This window comes from Xanthomonas sp. WHRI 7945, assembly GCF_035026585.1.
The window spans coordinates 68226-90328 of sequence record NZ_JAYIQP010000012.1; the positions used below are offsets into that span (position 1 = coordinate 68226).

The 22103-nt window shown below is 70.3% G+C and carries 21 protein-coding genes; 4 read left to right on the top strand and 17 right to left on the bottom strand.

Annotated elements, in window-relative coordinates; translation table 11 throughout:
* The 5 genes from VDQ83_RS11560 to hflK all read right to left on the bottom strand — a co-directional run bounded on the left by VDQ83_RS11560 (position 1) and on the right by hflK (position 4476).
* A complete protein-coding gene (locus tag VDQ83_RS11560; RefSeq protein WP_455435034.1) occupies positions 1 to 285 on the bottom strand; it encodes a type II toxin -antitoxin system TacA 1-like antitoxin in 285 nt (94 codons plus the stop codon).
* A 255-nt stretch (positions 286 to 540) separates the two neighbouring features.
* Complete coding sequence (locus tag VDQ83_RS11565) at positions 541 to 1833, bottom strand: adenylosuccinate synthase (protein ID WP_455435035.1); 1293 nt, start codon at positions 1831 to 1833, stop codon at positions 541 to 543.
* Between the two features lie 254 nt (positions 1834 to 2087).
* Entirely contained in the window at positions 2088 to 2273 is a 186-nt protein-coding gene (locus tag VDQ83_RS11570; protein ID WP_263397540.1) for a DUF2065 domain-containing protein, read from the bottom strand.
* Positions 2274 to 2470: 197 nt separating this feature from the next.
* Positions 2471 to 3334, bottom strand: coding sequence for a protease modulator HflC (gene hflC, locus VDQ83_RS11575; protein ID WP_263397539.1), 864 nt, complete (start codon positions 3332 to 3334; stop codon positions 2471 to 2473).
* Entirely contained in the window at positions 3331 to 4476 is a 1146-nt protein-coding gene (hflK, locus tag VDQ83_RS11580; RefSeq protein ID WP_455435036.1) for an FtsH protease activity modulator HflK, read from the bottom strand. Before hflK ends, hflC begins: the two co-directional genes overlap by 4 nt.
* Positions 4477 to 4620: 144 nt before the next feature.
* On the opposite strand from hflK, the gene VDQ83_RS11585 reads away from it, so the two are divergent.
* Together VDQ83_RS11585 and pilH are read left to right on the top strand one after the other, a co-directional pair.
* Positions 4621 to 5625 carry an acrylyl-CoA reductase family protein gene (locus VDQ83_RS11585; protein WP_455435037.1) on the top strand — a complete coding sequence of 335 codons (1005 nt, stop codon included), beginning with the start codon at positions 4621 to 4623 and terminating at the stop codon, positions 5623 to 5625.
* A gap of 81 nt (positions 5626 to 5706) precedes the next feature.
* Positions 5707 to 6090 carry a twitching motility response regulator PilH gene (gene pilH, locus VDQ83_RS11590; protein ID WP_263397536.1) on the top strand — a complete coding sequence of 128 codons (384 nt, stop codon included), beginning with the start codon at positions 5707 to 5709 and terminating at the stop codon, positions 6088 to 6090.
* A 270-nt stretch (positions 6091 to 6360) separates the two neighbouring features.
* Here the strand turns inward: pilH and VDQ83_RS11595 are convergent, their stop codons facing one another.
* Together VDQ83_RS11595 and VDQ83_RS11600 are read right to left on the bottom strand one after the other, a co-directional pair.
* A complete protein-coding gene (locus VDQ83_RS11595) occupies positions 6361 to 7245 on the bottom strand; it encodes a DnaJ C-terminal domain-containing protein (RefSeq protein ID WP_455435038.1) in 885 nt (294 codons plus the stop codon).
* A gap of 137 nt (positions 7246 to 7382) precedes the next feature.
* Positions 7383 to 7850: an Hsp20/alpha crystallin family protein gene (locus tag VDQ83_RS11600; protein ID WP_455435039.1), complete on the bottom strand. Its 468-nt coding sequence runs from the start codon at positions 7848 to 7850 to the stop codon at positions 7383 to 7385.
* Positions 7851 to 8027: 177 nt separating this feature from the next.
* Between VDQ83_RS11600 and VDQ83_RS11605 the strand changes: the two genes are divergently transcribed.
* Entirely contained in the window at positions 8028 to 8510 is a 483-nt protein-coding gene (locus VDQ83_RS11605) for a peroxiredoxin (protein ID WP_263397534.1), read from the top strand.
* 35 nt (positions 8511 to 8545) lie between these two features.
* Positions 8546 to 9121: a ferritin-like domain-containing protein gene (locus VDQ83_RS11610; protein ID WP_455435040.1), complete on the top strand. Its 576-nt coding sequence runs from the start codon at positions 8546 to 8548 to the stop codon at positions 9119 to 9121.
* A gap of 657 nt (positions 9122 to 9778) precedes the next feature.
* Here the strand turns inward: VDQ83_RS11610 and pbpC are convergent.
* The 10 genes from pbpC to VDQ83_RS11660 form a co-directional block, all read right to left on the bottom strand.
* Positions 9779 to 12181: a penicillin-binding protein 1C gene (gene pbpC / locus VDQ83_RS11615; protein WP_455435041.1), complete on the bottom strand. Its 2403-nt coding sequence runs from the start codon at positions 12179 to 12181 to the stop codon at positions 9779 to 9781.
* A 238-nt stretch (positions 12182 to 12419) separates the two neighbouring features.
* A complete protein-coding gene (locus tag VDQ83_RS11620) occupies positions 12420 to 12926 on the bottom strand; it encodes a sensor histidine kinase (protein ID WP_455435105.1) in 507 nt (168 codons plus the stop codon).
* An 805-nt stretch (positions 12927 to 13731) separates the two neighbouring features.
* On the bottom strand, positions 13732 to 15123 hold the full coding sequence (locus VDQ83_RS11625; RefSeq protein WP_455435042.1) for a sigma-54-dependent transcriptional regulator: 1392 nt from the start codon (positions 15121 to 15123) through the stop codon (positions 13732 to 13734).
* A 10-nt stretch (positions 15124 to 15133) separates the two neighbouring features.
* A complete protein-coding gene (gene vapC, locus VDQ83_RS11630) occupies positions 15134 to 15547 on the bottom strand; it encodes a type II toxin-antitoxin system tRNA(fMet)-specific endonuclease VapC (protein WP_455435043.1) in 414 nt (137 codons plus the stop codon).
* Positions 15544 to 15774, bottom strand: coding sequence for an antitoxin (locus tag VDQ83_RS11635; protein WP_455435044.1), 231 nt, complete (start codon positions 15772 to 15774; stop codon positions 15544 to 15546). The genes vapC and VDQ83_RS11635 overlap by 4 nt, the downstream gene beginning before the upstream one ends.
* Positions 15775 to 15875: 101 nt before the next feature.
* Positions 15876 to 18314: an ADOP family duplicated permease gene (locus tag VDQ83_RS11640; protein ID WP_455435045.1), complete on the bottom strand. Its 2439-nt coding sequence runs from the start codon at positions 18312 to 18314 to the stop codon at positions 15876 to 15878.
* Positions 18311 to 19048 carry an ABC transporter ATP-binding protein gene (locus VDQ83_RS11645; protein WP_455435106.1) on the bottom strand — a complete coding sequence of 246 codons (738 nt, stop codon included), beginning with the start codon at positions 19046 to 19048 and terminating at the stop codon, positions 18311 to 18313. The genes VDQ83_RS11640 and VDQ83_RS11645 overlap by 4 nt, the downstream gene beginning before the upstream one ends.
* 53 nt (positions 19049 to 19101) lie before the next feature.
* Entirely contained in the window at positions 19102 to 20349 is a 1248-nt protein-coding gene (locus tag VDQ83_RS11650) for an efflux RND transporter periplasmic adaptor subunit (protein WP_455435046.1), read from the bottom strand.
* A 286-nt stretch (positions 20350 to 20635) separates the two neighbouring features.
* Entirely contained in the window at positions 20636 to 21430 is a 795-nt protein-coding gene (locus tag VDQ83_RS11655; protein ID WP_455435047.1) for a DeoR/GlpR family DNA-binding transcription regulator, read from the bottom strand.
* A complete protein-coding gene (locus VDQ83_RS11660) occupies positions 21427 to 22083 on the bottom strand; it encodes an HAD family hydrolase (protein ID WP_455435048.1) in 657 nt (218 codons plus the stop codon). Before VDQ83_RS11660 ends, VDQ83_RS11655 begins: the two co-directional genes overlap by 4 nt.
* Between the last annotated feature and the right edge of the window lie 20 nt (positions 22084 to 22103).

The following is a 22103-nucleotide window of genomic DNA, read 5'->3' on the forward strand; positions in this document are numbered from 1 at the left end:
TCAGCCTTCCAGCTTGCGCGCCACTGGCCGCTTCGCAGGCTTTCCTGCAACCCGGGCGCGGAAGTAGGTGCGCGCCTCGTCCCACGGGATGGTCTCACCCGTCTCCAGGAACTCGGCCCAGCGCTGATCGGCCTGGGCGTGGAAGTCGGCGCGCCGCTCGGCCAGCTCGGCCTTCTCGGCGATGGCTTCTAGAATGAAATTGTGCGCCGTGGTGCCGGCCGCTTCCGCCGCCTTGGCGATGCGGGCCTTGAGCGCGTCCGGCAGGCGGATGGTGGTGGTGCTCATGCGGGGCTCCCGGCGATGGGTTCAAGGCAATGTAGCACATGTGTGGTACAGCTGCAGGCAGCCGGCCGGGTTGGGTCAGCTCAGCTGACCAAAGAAAGCGGCTTTAGCAGAGATCGGCGGATGGCGGCGATGGCGGCGAGCTGTTCTAGGTAAACATCCTCGGCTTTGCTTGCAACGAGCCGCCAGGCTCCAGGCGACTCAACGAAAAAGCCCCGCCGGAGCGGGGCTTTTCGTATTCCGAGCAACTGCCTCAACTCACGCGAACGGATCCTGCAGCACCATCGTGTGGTCGCGGTCCGGGCCGGTGGAGACGATGGAGATCGGACAGCCGGCCAGTTCCTCCAGCGCGCGCAGGTAGGCGCGGGCGGCGGGCGGCAGTTCGTCCCACACGGTGATGCCGTGGGTGTTCTCGGTCCAGCCGGGGAACTCCAGGTACACGGGGGTGCACTCTTCCCAGCCCTGCGCGTCCAGCGGGGCGTACTCGGTGCGCTTGCCGCGGTATTCGTAGGCGATGCAGATCTTCAGCTTCTCCATGCCGTCGAGCACGTCGAGCTTGGTGATGCACAGGCCGGAGATGCCGTTGATGGCGACGGCGCGCTTGAGCGCGACGATGTCCATCCAGCCGCAGCGGCGCGGGCGGCCGGTGGAGGCGCCGTACTCGGCGCCGCGGTCGCGGATGCCCTGGCCCACTTCGTCGTCCAGTTCGGTCGGGAACGGACCGCCACCGACGCGGGTGGCGTAGGCCTTGGCGATGCCGAGCACGTAGTCGATGGCATCGGCGCCGACGCCGGTGCCGGCCAGCGCGCCGCCCACCGTGGTGTTGGAGCTGGTGACGTACGGGTAGGTGCCGTGATCGATGTCCAGCAGCGCGCCCTGCGCGCCTTCGAACAGCACGCGCTTGCCCTGCTTGCGCAGGTCGTGAAGGATGCCGGCCACGTCGTACTTCATCGGCTGCACGTATTCGCCGAAGGCCAGGGCTTCGTCGAAGGTCTTCTGGAAATCGACCGCGTCCACGCCCAGGTACTTGGTCAGCACGAAGTTGTGGTAGTCCAGCGCGGTGCGCAGCAGTTCTTCCAGCTGCGGCGGGTAATGCAGGTCGGCGATGCGGATGCCGCGGCGCGCCACCTTGTCTTCGTACGCCGGGCCGATGCCGCGGCCGGTGGTGCCGATGGCCTTGCCGCCGGCGGCCTTCTCGCGGGCCTGATCCAGGGCGATGTGGTACGGCATGATCAGCGGCGCGGCCGGGGAGATCTTCAGGCGCGAACGCACTTCCACGCCTGCTCCCTCCAATTCGCTGATTTCCTTGATCAATGCGGCCGGGGAGATCACCACGCCGTTGCCGATCAGGCACAGCGCGTCTTCGCGCAGGATGCCGGATGGGATCAGGTGCAGGACGGTCTTCTTGCCGTTGATGACGAGGGTGTGGCCGGCGTTGTGGCCGCCCTGGAAGCGCACGACGGCGCCGATTTCCTCGGTGAGCAGATCGACGATCTTGCCTTTGCCTTCATCGCCCCACTGGGCGCCGAGCACGACAACTGACTGACCCATGGCTGGGTAACTCCTGGTTTGCTGCGCGGCCGTCGGGGCCGCACGGGTGTGGTGGCCATGCAGGGGTCTTGCCGGCGCCGGTACGGCCGCTCCATCGGGGAGCGTCCAGGCGGCGGCAGGCCCATACACGGAAAAAGCCGGTCGAGGCGCTCTTGTGGAGCGAGCCCGGCCGGCTTTTGTGCATTATCCGGGTTTTGGGTGACCGTCACCACCCCCTCGGGCGCCGCGTTCAGCGGACGCGGGGACGGCGCGGCTCAGCCGCGGACCCACCACAGGGCAAGCAGCCCCACCGCCAGGGCGACGCCGCCGGCGATCCGCAACTGCGCCGCCGGCATGGCCAGCATCTGCTGCACCAGCCGCTTCCACGCGTCCGGCGCGACCAGCAGGATCAGGCCCTCGAAGATGACGATCAGGCACACCGCGGCGATCAGATCGTGCATGGGGTTCTCAGAAAGGGGCGGATGGGTGAGCAGCAGGGTGGCGCGTACGCAACCCGCAGAAGCGGCTTTAGCCGCGACGGGCTTTCTTCGGAATGCCTGTCGCGGCTAAAGCCGCTCCTACAAGAGCAGCCGGATGCAATCGCCACCGGAAATCGGGACCCGCTCTGCGAATCCCCAATCCCAAATCCCGGCCTCTATCAGCGCTCGCTCTTGAGGTACTGCAAGAACGGATCGTTCTTGTCCAGCACGATCACCGCGTTGCCGTCGGCCATGGCGCCGCGATAGGCCTCCAGGCTGCGGTAGAACGCGTAGAACGACGGGTCGGCGGAGCCGGCCTTGCCGTAGATGCTGGCGGCCTGCGCGTCGCCTTCGCCGCGCAGCTTCTGCGCGTCGCGCTCGGCCTCGGCGACCAGCACCGTGCTCTCGCGATCGGCCTGCGCACGGATGGTCAGCGCCTGCTCCTCGCCCTCGGCGCGCAGCTTGCTGGCTTCCTGCTTGCGCTGGGCGCGCATGCGCTCGTACACGTCGGTGATCACCTGGCTGTCGGTCGGCAGGTCGATCTGCTTGATGCGCAGGTCGGTGATCTGCATGCCCAGGGTCTTGCCGGCGGCGTTGATCGCGCTGAGCTGCTGCGCGATCAGTTCGCTGCGATCGCCGGACACCAGCTGCTGCAGCGTGCGCGCGTTGATCTGGTTGCGCAGCGAATCGATGATGATCGGCGCCAGGCGCGCGTTGGCCACCTTCTCGTCGCCGCCGGTGGCGCGGTAGAACGCGCGCACGTCGGAGATGTAGCCGATGGCGAAGAAGTCGACGCTGACGTCCTTCTGCTCGGCGGTGAAGTAGCGCGCCGGCGGCGTGTCCAGCACCTGGAAACGGCGGTCGAACACGCGCGCGGTCTCCACCAGCGGCAGCTTGAAGTGCAGCCCCGGCTTGAGGTCGGCGCGGACCACGCGGCCCAGGTTGAGCACCATCGCGGTCTGGTCCTCGCGCACCACGAACACCGAGCTGAGCAGCGCGAACAGCGCCACCACGGCTACGCCCGCCCACAGGGAAATTCTCATCGCTGCACCTCCTCACGGCCGTTCGGGCGCGGCGTGCGCTCCGGACTGCGGATACTCTCGGCCGAGCTGCTGGACAGCGACGGCATCAGGACGTCCTGCGGCAGCGTCGGCACGCCGCCGCTGCTGGAGGCCGGCGGCGCGGCACTGGCGCCCTTGCCGTCGGCCGGCATCGGCACATAGATCAGTTGACGGCCGTCGCCGCCGATGACCTTGCGGTTCTCCGACAGCACCTTCTGCACTGTCTCCAGCCACAGCCGCTTGCGGGTGACGTCGGGCGCGTTCTGGTACTGCTGCTGCAGCAGGGTGAAACGTTCGGCGTCGCCCTGCGCGCGGGCGATCGACGCTTCCTTGTAGCCTTCGGCGACGGTGCGGGTGCGCGCGGCCTGGCCGCGGGCTTCCGGCACCACCTTGGCGGCGTAGGCCTGGGCCTCGTTGATCAGCCGTTCCTTGACCTGCTGCGCGCCGTTGACCTCGTCGAAGGCCGGCTTCACTTCTTCCGGCGGACGCGCGTCGGGCAGGGTCAGCCCGGTCACGATCAGGCCGGTGCGGTAGGCGCTGAGCGCGGCCTGCAGCCGCTCGCGGGCGGCGGTGGCCATCGGTCCGCGGTTGTTGAGCACCACGTTGAGGTCGGCGCGGCCGACCTGCTCGCGCACCGCGCTCTGCGCGGCCTGCTCCAGCACCTGGTCGGCGTCGCGCGAGCCGAACACGTACATGCGCGGGTCGTCGATGCGGTACTGCACGTTGAGCGAGACGCTGACGATGTTCTCGTCGCGGGTCAGCACCGGCACCTGGTTGCTGAAGGTCTTGATCTCGGTGGCGTTGACCTTGCGCACCGACTCGATCGGCCACGGCAGCTTGAAGTTCGGGCCGGGCTGCAGGATCCGCGAGAACTGGCCGAAGCGCAGCACCACGCCGCGCTGCTGCTCACCGATCAGCTGGAAGCTGCTGAACAGCAGCAGCAGCACCGCCGCGCCCAGCACCCAACGGCCGATGTTGCCGCCGTCGCCGCCGAACAGATCCTTCAAGGGACCGGGCATCCCGCCCCACCTGCCGCCGCCATTGCCGCCACGCGGCTTCCAGGGATTGCGCCCGTTATTGTCCGGGCCGTCTGTGCCCTTGCCGCCGGGTGTATTCCAGGCCATGCATGCTCCAAGAAGGAAAGGTGGCGGCGCGTCGGTCCGCGCCGGTCACCGTAAGTGAGTCGCCGATTCTACAAGATGGGGCAGATCCGACGTTTCGAAAGGGCTATCTTGGTGCATTCCGTCGCGCCGACCAAGGTTTTCGCCATGTCCGTCCCCGCCAGCTTCCCCGCCTTCCGCATCCACCAGGACGACGCCGGCTACCGCGCCGCGGTCGAGCCGGTGGCCCTGGACCAGCTCAGCCCGGGCGAAGTGGTGATCCGCGGCGCCTGGTCGTCGGTGAACTTAAAGGACGCGCTGGCCGGCACCGGCCAGGGCAAGATCCTGCGCCGCTTCCCGCTGGTGGGCGGCATCGACGTGGCCGGGCACGTGGTCGCCTCGACCGACCCGGGGTTCAAGGAGGGCGATGCGGTGCTGGTCACCGGCTGCGGCCTGAGCGAGACCCGCGACGGCGGCTACAGCCAGTACGCGCGGCTGGAGGCCAAGTGGGTGGTGCCGCTGCCGGCCGGGCTGAGCCTGCGCGAGAGCATGGTGCTGGGCACCGCCGGCTTCACCGCGGCGCTGGCGCTGCTGCGCCTGCTCGACAACCGGCAGACCCCGGACCACGGCCCGCTGTGCGTGACCGGCGCCACCGGCGGGGTCGGCTCGCTGGCGATCGACATCTTCAGCCGCGCCGGCTTCGAGGTGCACGCGGTCAGCGGCAAGGCCGACCGCGCCGAGCACCTGAAGGCGCTGGGCGCCAGCCAGGTGCTGGGCCGCGACGCGCTGCAGAGCAAGCGCCCGCTGGAGTCGGTGCGCTTCGGCGGCGGCCTGGACAACGTCGGCGGGGCGATGCTGACCAGCCTGCTGGCGCAGACGGCGCCGTACGGCAACGTCGCCAGCGCCGGGCTGGCCGCGACCCCGGAGCTGGACATGACGGTGATGCCGTTCATCCTGCGCGGCGTGTCGCTGCTAGGCATCGGCTCCGCCGGCACCGCGCGCGACCTGCGCGACCGGATCTGGCAGCACCTGGGCAGCGACTGGAAACCGCGCCACCTGGACGCGATCTGCACCCGCGAGGTGGACCTGTCCGGGCTGCCCGAGGTGTTCGCGACGATGCTGGCCGGGCAGTCGTTCGGGCGCACCGTGGTGCGGCTGGATGCGGCCGCGTAGACGCCGCCGGGGGTTTGTGACGCGCAGCGCTTTCCGGCCGCGCGTCGCTGCCACTACACTCGGCTATCCAAGGGGGGACACATGGCACGCATCCTGATCGTCGACGATTCGCCGTCGCAGCTGCTCGGCATCCAGCGCATCGTCGAGAAGCTGGGCCACGAAACGATCACCGCCACCGACGGCGCCGCCGGCGTGGAAGCGGCCAAGGCGTCGCTGCCGGACCTGGTGCTGATGGACGTGGTGATGCCCAACCTCAACGGCTTCCAGGCCACCCGCACCCTGCGCCGCGAACCGAGCACGCAGAACATCCCGGTGATCCTGGTCACCACCAAGGACCAGGACACCGACCGCATGTGGGGCATGCGCCAGGGCGCCCGCGCCTACATCACCAAGCCGTTCTCCGAGGACGAGCTGTCCGAGGTGATCGAGCGTGTGTTCAGTGGGGAGGATGGGCCGAAGGGCTAGAGGCGGGGACCGGGGACCGGGGACCGGGGACCGGGGACCGCAGGATGGTGTCCGAGCAAAATTTACCGTCAAGCGATTTGATGCAAAAGGGCCGCTTTTTGTAAGAAGAAAGCGGCCTTTTTGCGACTCCGGCGCAACCGCTTTTCTGTAGGAGCGGCTTCAGCCGCGACGCCTTACCGGTAACGCATCGGGGCTGAAGCCCCTCCCACAGAAAGTCCGAAAGCAGCGCACTCGCGACTATCCCCCGGGTCCCCGGTCCCGGCTCCACCCTCAAACCACCTCGCCGAACGCCTTGGCCAGAGTGCGATACGCCTTGCGCTGCGCCTCGGTCTCCGGCGCCGGCGCCAGCACCTCCAGTTCGACGATCTGGTCGCCCGGCGTGGTGCCCGGCAGGCCGCGGCCGCGTAGGCGCAGCTTGCGCCCGGCGTCCGACTCCGGCGGGATCTTCAGCTCCACCGCACCGCCCAGGGTCGGCACGCTGATGCTGGTGCCCAGCGCCGCCTGCCACGGCGTCACCGGCAGGGTGTACAGGATGTTGAGCCCGTCCACCTCGAACTGCGGGTGCGCGGCGTACTCGATCTCCAGCAGCAGGTTGCTGCCGCCGTTGCCCTGCCCGCTCAGCCGGATCACCTGGCCGGGGCGCACGCCCTTGGGCACGCGCACGTCCAGCTGCTTGCCGTTGATGGTGATGCGCACGCTGTCGCCGCTGTAGACCGCTTCCAACGGCACCGCCAGCTTGGCGCGGGTGTCGCCACGCGGGGCGGCGCCCGGACCGGGACCGGCGCCGCCCTGGCGCGCGCGCTGCTGGCGCGCGAACAGGCTCTCGAAGAAATCGCTGAAGCCGCCGCCGGCGCCGCCGTTGCCGAACACTTCCTCGAAGTCGTAGCCCTGCGCGCCGCCGTAGTTGGGCGGGGCCTGGAACTCTTCGCCAGGCCGATAGCCCTGTGCGCGCAACTGGTCGTAGGCGGCGCGCTTGGGCGGATCGCGCAGCGCTTCGTAGGCCTCGTTGATGGCCTTGAACTTGTCCTCGGCGCCGGCCTCCTTGCTGACGTCGGGATGGTACTTGCGCGCCAGCCGCCGGTACGCGGTCTTGATCTCGGCGTCGCCCGCGCTGGGCTCCACGCCCAGGGTGGCGTAGTAATCCTTGAATTCCATCCATCACCTCAAAAAGAGTCGGCCCGCCGCCTTGCGGCAACGGGCCGGTTGCATGCTCTGCACCATCGCCCGGCCCATTCTACTGGCCGGCCGCGAAGGCGCGGCGTCGCCGTGGCGACGCCGGCGCGGGCGGGCGCTTACTGCACGATCGTGGCCCCGGTGTCGACCTGGATCCGGCGCGGCGTGCTCGCCGGGCGCTTGGGGATGCGCACTTCCAGCACGCCATGGTAGCCGGTGGCGGAAATGCCATCGGGGTCGGCGCTGTCGGGCAGCGCGAAGCGGCGGTGGAAGCTGCCGTAGCGGCGCTCGATGCGCGAGAAGCGCTCGCTGTCGGCGGCCGATTCGCTCTTGCGCTCGCCCTTGATCGACAGGATGCCCTTGTCCATCGACACCTCGATCTCGCCCGGGTCGATGCCCGGCAGGTCGGCGTACAGCACGAAGCGCTCCGGCTCCTCCTTGATGTCCACGCGCGGCACCCACTGCGCGGTGACGACGGCCGATTCGTCGGTGCCGCCGTTGGGGTCGAAGAAGCGGTCGAACACCTGCTTGATCTCGTTCTGGAATGCGGCCTGGGCCGGCCACTGGCGATAACGGACGATGCTCATCTCGTAGTCTCCTGCAACGTGAAAACGTGAATGGGATAGACCCTGACGGGTGGTTCGCGGCGCCGGGGCAGCCGGCTGCCATGCCAGCCAGATAGGAATGGGCCTGCGCTTTTCAAGGGCCTTGACGCTGCCTTTCCATGCCGATTTCTAGACTCGATTCATCCAAGGAGCCCACACATGCCCATCCAGCCTGGCGAACGCATTCCCGAAGTGGTCCTGCAACGCATCCGCGAAGGCGTGGAGCAGGTGGACACCCGCACGCTGTTCGACGACCACCGCGTGCTGCTGTTCGCGGTGCCCGGCGCGTTCACCCCGACCTGTTCGGAGAAGCACCTGCCCGGCTATGTCGAGCACTTCGAGGAGTTCCGCAAGCGCGGCATCGAGGTGTACTGCATGGCGGTCAACGACCCGTTCGTGATGCAGGCCTGGGGCAAGAGCCAACTGGTGCCCGACGGGCTGCAGATGCTGTCCGACGGCAACGGCGAGTTCGCCAAGGCGCTGGGCCTGGAGATGGACGCCAGCAGCTACGGCATGGGCGTGCGGGCGCGGCGCTTCGCGCTGTACGCCGAGCACGGCGTGGTGCGTGCGTTGTTCGTCGAGGCGCCGGGCGAATTCAAGGTCTCCGCCGCCGACTACGTGCTGCAGCATCTCCCCGACTGACTCCCCTTCTCCCACCACACAGGAACCGGCCAGCCATGTCCAACCAGCCAGCCAACGACGCCAAGCCGCTGCAGAACACCAGCGGCCTCACCGATACCGCCACGCTGCGCGCCAATGCCCGCGAGAGCATCGAGGACGGCGCGATCACCAAGAGCTACAGCGCCGACCGCGAGGCGGTGATCAAGCTGCTCAACGACGCGCTGGCCACCGAATACGTGTGCGTGCTGCGCTACTACCGCCACTACTTCATGGCCTCGGGCATGCTGGCCGACTCGGTCAAGGCCGAGTTCCTGGAGCACGCGCAGCAGGAGCAGGAACACGCGCACAAGCTGGCCGAGCGCATCGTGCAGCTGGGCGGCGAGCCGGACCTCAACCCCGACACCCTGACCGCGCGTTCGCACGCCGAGTACAAGGAAGGCGAGGACCTGCGCGACATGGTCAAGGAGAACCTGATCGCCGAGCGCATCGCCATCGACAGCTATCGCGAGATGATCAACTTCGTTGGCGACAAGGACACCACCACCAAGCGCATCCTGGAGCAGATTTTGGCCCAGGAAGAAGAGCATGCCGACGAGTTCTCGGACATGCTGGAAGGCTGGATCGGGAAGTAATCCGCCCGGCTGTCTGCACCGCAATCCCAGCGCCCGGCACCTGCCGGGCGCTTTTTTGCGTGCCGGACACCACCTTCCGCCCGCAGCCGCTGCCTTCTTGTCTGCCGGCCCTGCCTCGCTGCCCAACGCCGCTTTTCTGTAGGAGCGGCGCTTTCTGTAGGAGCGGCTTCAGCCGCGACAGCATCCCTCCGCAGTACCTGTCGCGGCTGAAGCCGCTCCTACAGGGGAGATGCATCTTCGGACGCCTTCTCCGTTCGCAAGGACGCCGCGACAAACATCGGCGGTCGTTCGCACGCTCCCCACCTTCGCAGGCAACCGGAGCAACCCTGTGGGAGCGACTTCAGTCGCGACGCGCGGCAAGCCAGGTGCCACCCAGCCAGGCGCGCATTTGTAGGAGCGGCTTCAGCCGCGACAGGATCCATCCGCAGTACCTGTCGCGGCTGAAGCCGCTCCTACAGCGGAGATGCGTCTCCGGATGCCGTCTCCCCTCGCAAGCACGCCACGAACACATCGGCAACCTTCGTAACCCCACCTTTCGCATACAACGACAGCACCCTTATAGGAGCGACTTCAGTCGCTCCCACAATAAGCCGCCGGCTGTGGATGGCACTGGCGAAGCCGCGCCTCCAGAACTGCGCGCTTCACGCAGCAACGCGCTCAATGCAACACCCGGAACCGCACCTGGGTCCAGGCGCCGTTGCTGGCCAGTGCGGTCAAGGTGTGGTCGCCGGCATCGGCGAAGTCGCGCTGGAAGTTGCGCGCGCCCTCGGTGCGCGCGATCCAGCGCCCGTCCAGCAGCCAGTCCACCGGCGCGGTGGTGCCCAGCGCGCGCACCTGCAGGCGCACGCTGGCGCTGCCTGGCGCGCGCGCCAGGGTGGCGCGGTCGTTGAGCCCTTCGATGCGCAGCACGTCGTTGCCGCCGCGGCCGTCGTCGCGGCAGTCCGGCGCCAGGGCGGGCAGTTGTCCGGCCTGGCGTTCGCTGGCGTGCAGCCATGGCGTCAGCAGCGCCGGCCAGCGCGCGAGTTCGCGCTGCACGGCCTGGTGCGGTCGCGCGCAATCGGGCGACAGGCGCAGGCCGCTGCGCGCATCCACCTGCACCGTGTCGCGGCCGGCGCTCCACAGCCGCGCGTCGCGCTCGGCGAAGGTCGGCGGCACCGCGCCATCCAGCGCGTACGCCGGGAAGCGTCGCTGGCACAGCGCCGGCGGGGTCTGCTCGGCGGCGATGCCCAGCGGCCAGCACACGTCCAGCTGCTGCACGTTGCCCGGCATCGGCCGCGGCGCGTTGTCGCCGCGCGCGCGCGGCAGGCTGTCGATGGTCTCGAACATCAGCGGCAGCGCGGTCACCGCCCCGTACTGGCCAGGCAGCGGGGTGCCGTCCGGGCGCCCGACCCAGACCCCGACCGTGTAGCGGCGGGTGCTGCCGATCGCCCACGCATCGCGGTAGCCGTAGCTGGTGCCGGTCTTCCACGCCACCCGCGGGCGCGTGCCGACGTCGAACGTGCCGACGCCGTAGCCGGGCCGCGGATTGGCCTCGAGGATCTCGCGCACGATCCACGCCGCGCCCGGCGACATCAGCCGCCGATCGATGGTCTTGTCGGTCGGGGTATAGCGCACGTGCCCGGCGATGCCGTCGCGGTTCAGCGCGGCGAAGGCGCCGACCAGTTCCTCCAGCTGCGCGCCGGTGCCGCCGAGGATCAGCGCCAGGTTCGGGGTGCTGCCGCGCGGGAACTTCAGGCCGATGCCGGCATTGTCCAGGCGCGCAGCGAAGCGCGCCGGCCCGACCCGCTCGAGCAGGTCCACCGCCGGCACGTTCAACGACAGGCGCAGGGCGCTGGCCGCGCCGACCGGACCGTTGAACGCCTCGTCGAAATTGCCCGGCCGGTAGTCGCCGAAGCTCTGCGGCGCGTCCACCAGCAGGCTTTCGGAATGGATCAGGCCGTCGTCCAGGGCCATGCCGTACAGGAACGGCTTGAGCGTGGAGCCGGGCGAGCGCCAAGCCTGCACCATGTCCACGTCGCCGAGCCGCTTGCGGTCGCCGAACACCACCGAGCCGATGTAGGCGCGCGCCTGCAGGTCGCGGTTGTCGACCACCAACAGCGCCGCGGACGTGCGCTCCGGCAGCTGCGAGAAATACGCGCTGACCCGGTCCTCCAGGGTGCGCTGCAGGTCGGCATCGATGGTGGAAACGATGTGCGCGGCGCGCGGCGACTGCCGGCGCAGGCGTTCGGCCAGCAACGCGGCGTGCATCGGCGACTGCAGCGAGCGCGCCACCACCGGCTCGATGCGTGCGTCGTCGACCTGCTCGCGCGACCACACGTGCAAGTCGACCATGCGCTCGAGCACCTTGTCGCGCGCCGCGCGCGCGGCCTCCGGGTGCCGGTCCGGGCGCAGCCGGCTCGGCGCCTGCGGCAACACCGCCAGCAACGCCGCCTCGGCCTGCGACAGCCGCGCCGCCGGCTTGCCCAGGTAGGCCCAGCTCGCCGCGTCCACGCCTTCGATGGTGCCGCCGTAGGGCGCACGCTCCAGGTACAGCTGCAGGATCTGGCGCTTGCTCAGGTGCACTTCCAGCTGCAGCGCGCGCAGCAGCTGCTGCAGCTTGCCCAGCGGCGTGCGCGTGCTGGCGTTGTCCGGCATCAGGATCCGCGCCACCTGCATGGTCAAGGTGGAACCGCCGGAGACGATGCGGCGCGAGAACAGCCACTGCTTGCCGGCGCGCAGCAGCGCCCACGGGTTGACCCCGGGGTGATGCCAGAACCAGCGGTCTTCGTAGTTCAGCAGCGCCTGCAGGTACAGCGGCGAGACGCTCTGCGGAGTGGCCGGATAGCGCCACACGCCATTGCCGTCGGCGAAGGCGCGCAGCGGCGTGCCGTCAGCGGCCACCACCAGGGTCGAGGTGTCGCGCGATTTCGGCAGCGGCAGCGGGAACGCCAGGTCCAGCAGCAACAGCGTGGCCAGCAGCGCCGCCGTGCCCCAGCGCAGCCATGGCAGACATGGCTGCAGGCGCGTCCAGCGCCGGGTGCGCCGCGCGGGCGGCGTGGCGGCGGATACGTCCTGTGACATGCGGGCTCCCGGTGGAAGCGGCTATTTTGCCTGCTGCGGTGGCGTCGTGGCGAAGCGGCGCACCCTTCTTCGAGGCAGCGCGCCCATGGGGGCGACTGCGAATGGCGTCGGTTTATCGGTCGCGGCGGGCCTTATCGGGAAGGCCCGTCGCGGCTGAAGCCGTTCCTACAACAAGCTTCGACTGTCGAAGGTCATCCGCACGGCCGCTCTGGCGCGTTGCCGAAGAAATTCGGCCGCATCATGCCTCGTTGCCACCCAAGGCCAGCGGCAAGCGCAGCGTGGCGACGCTGCCGGCGGCGTCCGTACGCGGCGCCAGGCCGAGACTGCCGCCCTGCGCGTCCAGGATCTGCCGCGACAGCACTAGGCCGATGCCCGAGCCGCCGGGCTTGGTAGTGAAGAACGGCACGAACAGGTTGTCGCTGGGCGGCAGCCCGGCGCCGCCGTCGACCACGTCAATGCGCGCCATCGCGCCGTCGCGGCGCGCGCGCAATGCCACCGGCGCGCTGCCGCCGGACTCCAGCGCGTTGCGCAGCAGGTTGATCAGCACCTGCTCGAGTTGGTCGGCGTCGGCGCGCAGCCGCAGCTGCGGCTCGATCTCGATCAGCACTCGCGGATCGTCGAGCAGCCGCTGCACCCGCGCGCACAGCGGCGTCAGTTCCACGCTGGCCGGCACCGGCGCCGGCAACCTGGCCAGGCGCGCATAGCCGCCGAGGAAGCGCTGCAGGGCCGCGCTACGCTGCTCGATCACCCCCAGGCCGTTGCGCAGGTCCTCGTGCAATTCGACATCGAGCGTGGCCGGCGCGGCCGCCAGCAGGCGCCCGAGCGTATCGGCGATCGAGGCGATCGGCGTCAGCGAGTTGTTGATCTCGTGGCTGAGCACGCGCAATAAACGGCGGAACGCCTGCGCCTCTTCTTCGCGCAGCGCGCGCTCCATCGGCTGCACCAGCAGCAGTTGCCCGGCCTGGCTGCGGCTGCGCAAGGCCGCGTGGCCGATCTGCCAGCGGCCTTGCTGGCCGGCGAAGGCATGCGCGTGGATGCTGCCCGACGGCAGCGCGAACAACCCGGCCAGGCCCAGCGACTGCGCGGACTGCCCGATCAAGTGCTCGGCGGCGGCGCCGAGCAGGCGCTCGCCGGCCGGGTTGACCAGGCGCAGGCGCTGGTCCTGCTCGAACGCGAACACCGCCCCGTCCAGCGCCGCCAGGGTCTTGCTCAGCAGCTGCAGGCTTTCGTGCGAATCGCGCTGCTCGTCCTGCAGCCGCTGCGCCAACGCGTTGAACCGCTGCAACAGGCCATCGGTATCGCGATCGCGTGCATCCTGCGCCACGCGCACGCTGTAGTCGCCCTCGCGCAGCGCCTCGAGCAGGCCGCCCAGGGTGTGCAGGCGCTGGCCGGCATCGCGCTGCTGCCAGCGCCACACGGCTGCGGTCAGCAGCAGCACGCACAACATCAGCACGGCCGCCTCGGGCGGCCGCGGCGCGCCGAATGCGAGCACCAGGATCAGCGCCAGCAACGCCGGCACCGCCAGCCACAGCGGGCGCCGGCGCTGCCGCTCAGGCACCGTCATCGCTGCGCAGACCGTGCTTGCCCAGGCGCCGGTACAGGCTCTGGCGGGTGATGCCGAGCTGGTCGGCGGCGCGCTGCAGGTTGCCCTGCTGCTGCGCCAGCGCCTGCCGCAGCAGCAGCGCCTCGGCTTCTTCGAGCGTCAGTTGGGTCGACAAGGCCGGCGCAGCGTTCGGAACCGGCTGCAGGCGCAGGTCGTCGCTGCCCAGGATGGCGCCGTCGGCGAGCAGCGCGGCGCGTTCCATCGCGTGCGCCAGTTCGCGCACGTTGCCGGGCCAGGCGTAACCGAGCAAGGCGCGTTCGGCGTCGCGCGCCAGCGCCGGCAGCGGCCGCCGGTAGCGCGTGCAGGCGGCGGCCAGGTAGTGCCGCGCCAGCGGCAGGATATCGGCGCCGCGCTCGCGCAGCGGCGGCACGCGCAGCTGGAAGGTATTGAGCCGGTACAGCAGGTCCTGGCGAAAATGGCCCACCGCCACTTCCGCGTCCAGGTCGGCGTTGGTCGCCGCGACGATGCGTACGTCCACACGCTGCGTGCGCGAGGAGCCGAGCCGCTCGAACTCGCCATCCTCGATCGCGCGCAGCAGCTTGGGCTGTTGCTGCAGCGGCAGGTTGCCGATCTCGTCGAGGAACAGGGTGCCGCCGTCGGCCAGTTCGAAGCGGCCGGCGCGGTCCTGCCGCGCGTCGGTGTAGGCGCCGCGCACGTGGCCGAATAGCTCGGCCTCGAACAGGGTCGGCGCCAGCCCGCCGATGTTGACCTTGACGAAGGCCTGCGCGCGACGCGGCGACCACTGGTGCAGCAACTGCGCGAGCAGGCTCTTGCCGGTGCCGTTTTCGCCCAGCAACAGCACGTTGGCGCCGCTGCCGGCGATGCGCAGCAGGTCCCCGACCAGGCGCTGCATCGGCGCCGATTCGGCGACGAAGCCGGCGGCGCTGTCCTGCAGCAGCAGCGCCTGCGCCTCGCCCAACCGCTGCGCGTCGCGGCGGCTGCGGTCCAGCGCGATGCGGCTGTCCAGCACCGCCAGCACGCGCGCGTTCTGCCACGGCTTCTCGATGAAATCCACCGCGCCATCGCGCATCGCCGCCACCGCCAGTTCGATGCTGGCCCAGGCGGTCATCGCGATCACCGGCAGCCCCGGCCACTGCGCGGCGATCTGCGCGATCAACGCCAGGCCTTCCGCGCCGGAGGTGGTGTCGCGGGCGTAGTTCATGTCCACCAGCACCGCGGCGAAGTCGTCGCCGCGCAGGCAGGCCAGCGCCAGCTCCGGCGATTCGGCGCCGACCATGCCGTAGCCGGCGCTCTTGAGCAGCATGCGCAGCGCCTCGCGCACGTCGGCCTGGTCGTCGACGACGAGGATGCGTGGCGACGCATCAGCCAGCGCTTTCATCGCCGGGACTTCATGCTGGCGACACCCAGTTTTCCAGGCGCAGGCCGGCAACGCGCTCGAACTCGCGCACGTTGTTGGTGACCAGCACCGCATCGGCGGCCAAGGCATGCGCCGCGATCAACTGGTCCAGCGCACCGATCGGCGTGCCCTGGCGCTCCAGCCCGCTGCGCAACACACCGTAGCGACGCATGGCCGCTTCGTCGAACGGCAGGATGTCCAGCGGAGCGAGAAACTTGTCCAGCGCCTGGCGATTGCGCGGCGATCCGCTCTTGTCCACGCCGTAGGCCAATTCGGCGCCGGTGATGCTGGAAATGGCGACCTGCCCGATGCGCAACGCAGCGAAGCGATCGAGCACCTCGGGCGGACGCCGGTTGATGATGTAGATGCAGATGTTGGTATCGAGCAGGTACAGCGGCCGACTCATACCGGCCATTCCTCGCGCACCTGCTGCTCGGGTTGCTCGCGCTGCAATTGAAAGCCGGGCTCGAACTCCTCCAGCGCCTCGCGCAGCAACTGCCAGGGAGCATCCAGGGGCAGCAGCAGCACGCCGTTGCCGAAACGCCGGGCGATCACCTCCTCCCCTTCGAAGCGCAGGGCCTTGGGCAGGCGGACGGCCTGACTGCGCCCGGACTGGAACAGTTTCGCGGTCATGGACATGGCGATCCTCCAACGGAATGCATTGATATACACCAATGATATATACCACCTTGACAGTGTCAATGCCGCGCCCACTCGCCTCGTCTGCCGAGGCTTCATTCCAGGCGCAACGCCTGCATCGGCGGCACCCGTGCCGCACGCCGCGCCGGCGCCAGCGCCGCGAGCAGGCCGGCCGCGGCGAGTACCAGCAGCACCGCGCCGATGGCCAGCGGATCGGCCACCCGCACCTCGAACAGGAAGCGTTGCAGCACCCGCGACAGCGCCATCGCCACGCCCAGGCCCAGCAGCAGCCCTATGCCGATCTGCACGCCGGCCTCGCGCAGCACCTGCCGCCGCAGCCGCGCCGGCGGCGCGCCGAGCGCGGCGCGCACGCCGAACTCGTGCTGGCGCGCGGCCACCGCCACCGCCATCACCGCGTACAGGCCGACCGCGGCCAGCAGCAGCGCCAGCGCGGCGAACAGGCCCACCAGCAGCAGGTTGAGCTTCTGCTCGCCGGTGGTGGTGGCGACCAGGGCCTGCATCGGCTGCAGGTCGGCGATCGGCTGCTGCGGCGCCACTTCGTCGATCGCCGCGCGCAGCGCGCGCTCGTCGGCGCCCAGCGCGCCGGCACGCAGGCGCACCGCATAGGTCAACGCGCCGAACCCGCGCATGATCTGCCACATCGGTTCGCTCATCTGCGCCAGCGGTTGGTAGACCATCGGCTCCGGCCGCTCGGCCGGGCCTGCATGGCGCACGTCGCCGACCACGCCGACCACGCGCATCGGCAAGCGGTTGTTGCCGCCGTCGTCGGGCACGGTGACGATCTTGCCGAGCGCATGGCCGTGCAGGTAACGCTCGGCGAACGTGGCATTGACCAGGCAGACCTTTTCGGCACCGGCCACGTCGCCCTCGGAAATGCCGCGCCCGGCCAGCAACGGGATGCGGAATACCTGCAGGAAGTCCGGCGTGGCCAGGCGGTACTGGCTGTTGACGGACGGCATGCCCTCCACCTCCACGCTCCAGCTCAGCTGGGTGGTGGTCGGCGGATTGCTGGACACACCGACGCGTTCGATGCCCGGCACCTGCTGCAGCCGCGCGACGATGCGCCGGGTCTGCTCGACCGCGTCTTGCACGGTCGCGTAGCGTTCCTTCACCGGCGCCAGGGTGAACACCACCGCCGAGCGGCTCTCGAACCCCATCGGCACGTCCGCCAGCTTCTGCAGCGTGCGCGTGAACAGCGCCGCGCCGATCAGCAGCACAACGGCGATGGCCACCTGCGCGATCACCAGGCTGCGGCCGAGGCGGCCGGCCTGCAGGCTCCAGCCGCCGCGGCCACCGCCGGCCAGTTCCGTCACCAGGTTGCGGCGACGTCCGCGCACGATGCCCAGCGCCGCGGCCAGCACGGCAGTGGCGCCGCCAGCAAGCACGGCGAACAGCACGCTGGCCCCGGTCAGGTGCGCAGACTCGCCACGCATCCACAACGCTGGCACCCAGCTGCCGAGCAGGCGCAGCCCGAGCCAGGCCAAGAGCAGCCCAGCCAGGCTGCCGAGCGCGCCGACCAGCACGCCTTCGGCCAACGCCGGCAGGCTCAGGCGCAGCCATGGCGCGCCGAGCGCGGCGCGCACCGCGCTGTCGTGGCTGCGGCCGAGCGCGCGCAGCAGCATCAGGCTGGCCAGGTTGATCGCCGCGATCAACAGCACGCACGCCGCCGCGGCGAAGAACAGCCACAGCGTGTTGCCGCTGAAGGAGGTGTACAGGCTGTCCTGCAACGGCAAGGCGTTCGGCGGCTCGCGCTGCAGGCTCTGCCACCACGCTGCGTCCATGTGCGGGCTGTTGCGCAGCAAGCCCTTGATCACCACCGCGGTCTGCGCCGAGGCGGCGGTCACGCTGACGCCCGACCGCAACCGCGCCACCACGATCTCGTTGGTGGACAGGTTGGTCGCGGTCAGGTCCGGCTGCATGTTGCGGAGCAGGTCGAACGGTTCGGCCCAGGGAAATTCCGCCGACAGCACGCCGACGATCTGCACCGGTTTGCCCTCCACCTGCAGCGTGCGCCCCACCGCCGCCGGATCGCCGCCGAAATAGCGCTGCCAGAAGCGATGCGTGAGGATCACCGCCTGCGGCCCGCCAGGTTGGCTTTCCTCGGCCGTGAAGTTGCGCCCTGCCGCCATCGGCAGGCCGAGCGTGCGCAGGAAGCCCACGTCTGCGCTGATCGCCCGGGCCACCTCGCTGGCGCCGCCGCGGGCGATGTTGGTCGGCACCGGAAACCCGCGCACGATGCCGACGACCTGCATGCTGGGCATGCGCCGCAACACCGGGTAATAGCCAGGCGCCGCGACATTGTGGCCGCCCGAGGGCAGCCCCAGGGTGACCAGACGCTGCGGCTGCGGGAACGGCAGCGGCTTGAGCAAGGCCTGGTCGAGCAGCGCGAACACCGCGGTGGTAGTGGCCACGCCCAGCGCCAGGGTCAGCACCGCCAGCAGCAGATAGCCCGGCTTGCGCGCCAGCGCGCGCCAGGATTGCCGCGTCTCGGTCCAGTACACCGCCGCGCTCATCGCGCCTGCTCCGCGACGCGCGCCGGCAGCGCCACATCCTGCTCGTGGCGCAGCCGCTCGAACGTGTCTTCGTCGACGATGCGCCCGTCGAGCATGTGCACGATGCGCTGCGCGCGCCGCGCGAACGCCGGGTCGTGGGTGACCATGCACAGCGTGGTGCCGTTGTCGTGCAGTTGCTCCAGCAACTGCATCACCGCCTCGCCGTTGCGGCTGTCGAGGTTGCCGGTGGGCTCGTCGGCGAGCAGGATCGCCGGATTGCCGGCCAGCGCGCGCGCCACCGCCACGCGCTGCTGCTGGCCGCCGGACAGCTGCCCCGGATAGTGCTTGTGGCGGTGGTGCATGCCGACCAGTTCCAGCACTTCGCGCACGCGCTGGCGGATGCGGCCGCGCTCGGCGCCGTCGCGGTAGGTCAGCGGCAGCGCCACGTTCTCTTCCACGGTGAGGTCGGCGATCAGGTTGAAGGCCTGGAAGATGAAGCCGATCTCGGCGTTGCGGATACGCGCGCGACCGACCGCGTCCAGCTCGGCGACGCTGCGGCCGTTGAGCCGGTAGGCGCCGCCACTGGGCGCGTCGAGCAGGCCGAGGATCGACAGCAGGGTCGATTTGCCGCAGCCGGACGGCCCGGTGATGGCGACGAAATCGCCACGCGCCACGTCCAGCGCGATCTCGGCCAAGGCGTGGGTCTCCACCTCGTCGGTATGGAATACCTTGCCCAGCCCGTGCAGGCGGATCAGCGGCTCGGCGGAAGGTGCGGGAACTGCGGTCATTCGGATATCTCCTGGTGAGGCTAGCGTAAGCGCAAGGTGTCGTAGGCGTTCCACTGGCTGGTATCGGACAGCACGACCTGCTCGCCGGCGCGCAGCCCGGCGCGCACCTCGATGCGGTCGCTGGAAGCGGCGCCGAAGCGCACGCGGATGCGTTGCGCGCGCGCGCCGCCGTCGCGCAGCACGAACAGGTTGCCGGCGGTGTTCGGTGCGGCCAGCGCCGGGCGCGGGATGCTGACCACGTCGCGCAGCGTGCCGAGCACGATGCGGCCGTCCACCGACAGGTCCGGGCGCACGCCCGGCGGCAACGGCGGCGCCAGGCGCACGTCGACCACCACGCTGCCGCTGCGCACCGCCGGATCGATCCGCGCCACCTGTCCGGCGACCACGCCGTTGTGCGTGTCCACGCTGACCGGCAGCGCATCGATCACGTCCTTGGCCAGCACCTCGGCCACCTGTAGCCGCGCCAGCAGATCGTCCGGGCGCGCGACCCGCGCCAGCTTGGCGCCGGCTTCGACGCGTTGGCCGGGTTCCACGTCCACCTGCTGCAGGATGCCGGGGCTGCCGGCGCGCACCTGCAGCGAGGCGGCCTGTTCCGCGGCGATGGCCAGTGCGCTGGCCGCCTGTGCGCGCCGCGCCTGGGCGGCGCGCAGCTGCGCGGCCATGTTCTGGCGGAAGGCCGCCACACGCTTGCCCTCGATGGTGGCGCGGCCATGCTGCTGCGCCTCGGTGATCTGGCTCTGGGTCAGGTCGATCGCCGAGATCGCACCGCCATCGTGGCCGCGCTGGTAGGCCTGCGCCTTGACCTGCGCGATGCGCCAGTCCGAATCGGCCTGCGCCTGCAGCGCCTGCTGGTCCAACAGTTGCGAGGCCAGCGCCGCGCGCAGCGCGGCCACGTCGGCATCGGCGCCGGCCAGCGCCGCGCGGGCGCGGTCCAGGCCGGCGTCCAGTTCGGGATTGGCCAGCTGCAGGATCAGCGTGTCCGCCTCGACCCGCGCGCCGGCATCGACCAGTTGCTGCTGCACGGTGGCGGTGGCGCCGGCGGTGATCCAGCGGATCTGCCGCGGCACCAGCACGCCGTTGGCGCGGATCTCGCGGCGCATCTCGCCGCGCGTGGCCGCATCGATCCACAACTCGCTGCGCGCCACGCGCGGGGCGGCCTTGCCCAGGCTCAGCGCGGCCAGCAGCGCCAACAGCACCACGGCGATGACGATGGCGAGCGCGACGATGCGGCGGCGGCGGTGAGCGGCGGGTTGCTTGGCGATATCCATGCCATTGCCGCAGCAGGCCGCGTGCCAACCGCCGCGTCATGGAAACGTCGAGTGCAATCAAAGCCTTGCGGATTCTGCTGCGCAGTTACGCTGTCCGTTTCCGGACAACGCAGACCGGTTGCGGACGGCGCTGCTGCGTTCCGGTTGCGTGCGTAGCGCCGCGGGTCGGCGACGCAGCCATATCCGGCTGCGCCCGTTACCTGGATCTTCGTGCGCGGACGGCGGCGGCGCGCCACCGGCAACAGGTGGTTGCGCCGCGTGCGTCGGCCTCGCCCGCCGCGCGGCGCTAGCCGGCGGCGTCGGCAGGCCCGGCGCGATGCACCTGCACCGCCTGCGCGGCAAAGGCCGCAAGCAGCCCGGCCGGCGCATCGTGCTCGACCACCAGGCGGTCGATCGCGTCCACGCCCACCACCTGGTGCGCCGCCAGCGCGCCGAGCTTGTCGGTGGTCACCACCGCGACGGTCTCGGCGCTGGCGTCGACCATCGCGCGCTTGAACAGGCTCTCCTCGCCGTCCACGCCCCACAGGCCGCGCTCCGGATCGATCGCGCAGGCGCCTGGGAAACACACGTCGGCGCGCAACTGCTGCAGTTGCTGCAGCGCCTGCGCGCCGACCGCCGCGCCGATGTGCGGGTCCACGCGGCCGCCGATCAGCAGGATCTCGAAGCCGCCGCGCTGCAGCAGCGTCTGCGCGATGTCCGGCGCGTTGGTGATCACGCTCAGCCCCTGCCCGGCCGGCAGCGCGGCGGCGATGGCGCTGTTGGTGGAGCCGGCGTCGATCAGCAGGCGCTGCCCGGGCTGCAGCAGGGCGACCGCGGCCAGCGCCAATGCGCGCTTGCGTTCGGCATGCTCGCCCAGGCGCTGCGGCAGCGGCGCGGTCACCGGCGTGGGCAGCAGCGCGCCACCGTAGACGCGCCGGCACAGGCCCTGCGCGGCGAGCTCGCGCAGGTCGCGGCGGATCGAATCCTCGGAGACGCCGAAGCGCGCCGCCAGTTCCGCCGCCACCACCCGGCCGTGCTCGCGCAGGCGCTGCAGGATCGCCTGCTGGCGCTCCTGCGGCAGCGTGTCCAGTTCGGTGCTCACGGCGTCTGCCCGGCGTCGCGCAGCGGCAGGCCCAGCGCGGCCAGGTCGCGGCGCAAGCCGGGCGCGTCGCGGAACTGCAGCGCGTGCATGCCCATGCCCGCGGCGGCGTGCACGTTGCGCGGCGCGTCGTCGATGAACACCGCGCGCGCCGGTTCGATCGCATAGCGCTCGCACAGCAGCGCGAAGATCGCCGGGTCCGGCTTCACCAGCCGCTCCTCGCCGGAGACCAGCACGCCGTCGAACCATTGCAGGAACGGGTAGCGTTCGCGCGCCACCGGGAAGGTCTCGTGCGACCAGTTGGTCAGCGCGTACAGCCGCAGGCCCTGCCCGCGCAGTTCCTCCAGCACCGCCACCGTCTCCTCCATCGCCCCGCCGAGCATTTCCGGCCAACGCGCGTGGTAGGCCGCGATCAACGGCGCGTGCGTGGGATGCAGCGCGCTGAGTTCGGCCACCGCCTCGCGCCACAGCCGTCCGGCATCCTGGCGTTCGTTCCATTGCGGGCTGCAGACCTCGCTCAGGAACGCTTCCATCGCGGTTTCGTCGTCGAACAGGCGGCGGTACAGGTGGCGCGGATTCCAATCGATCAGCACGCCGCCGAGATCGAACACGACGGTGTCGATGCGGGGCGTGGACGGAGATGCGGACGCGGACATGACGGGCTCCAGGGACAGGG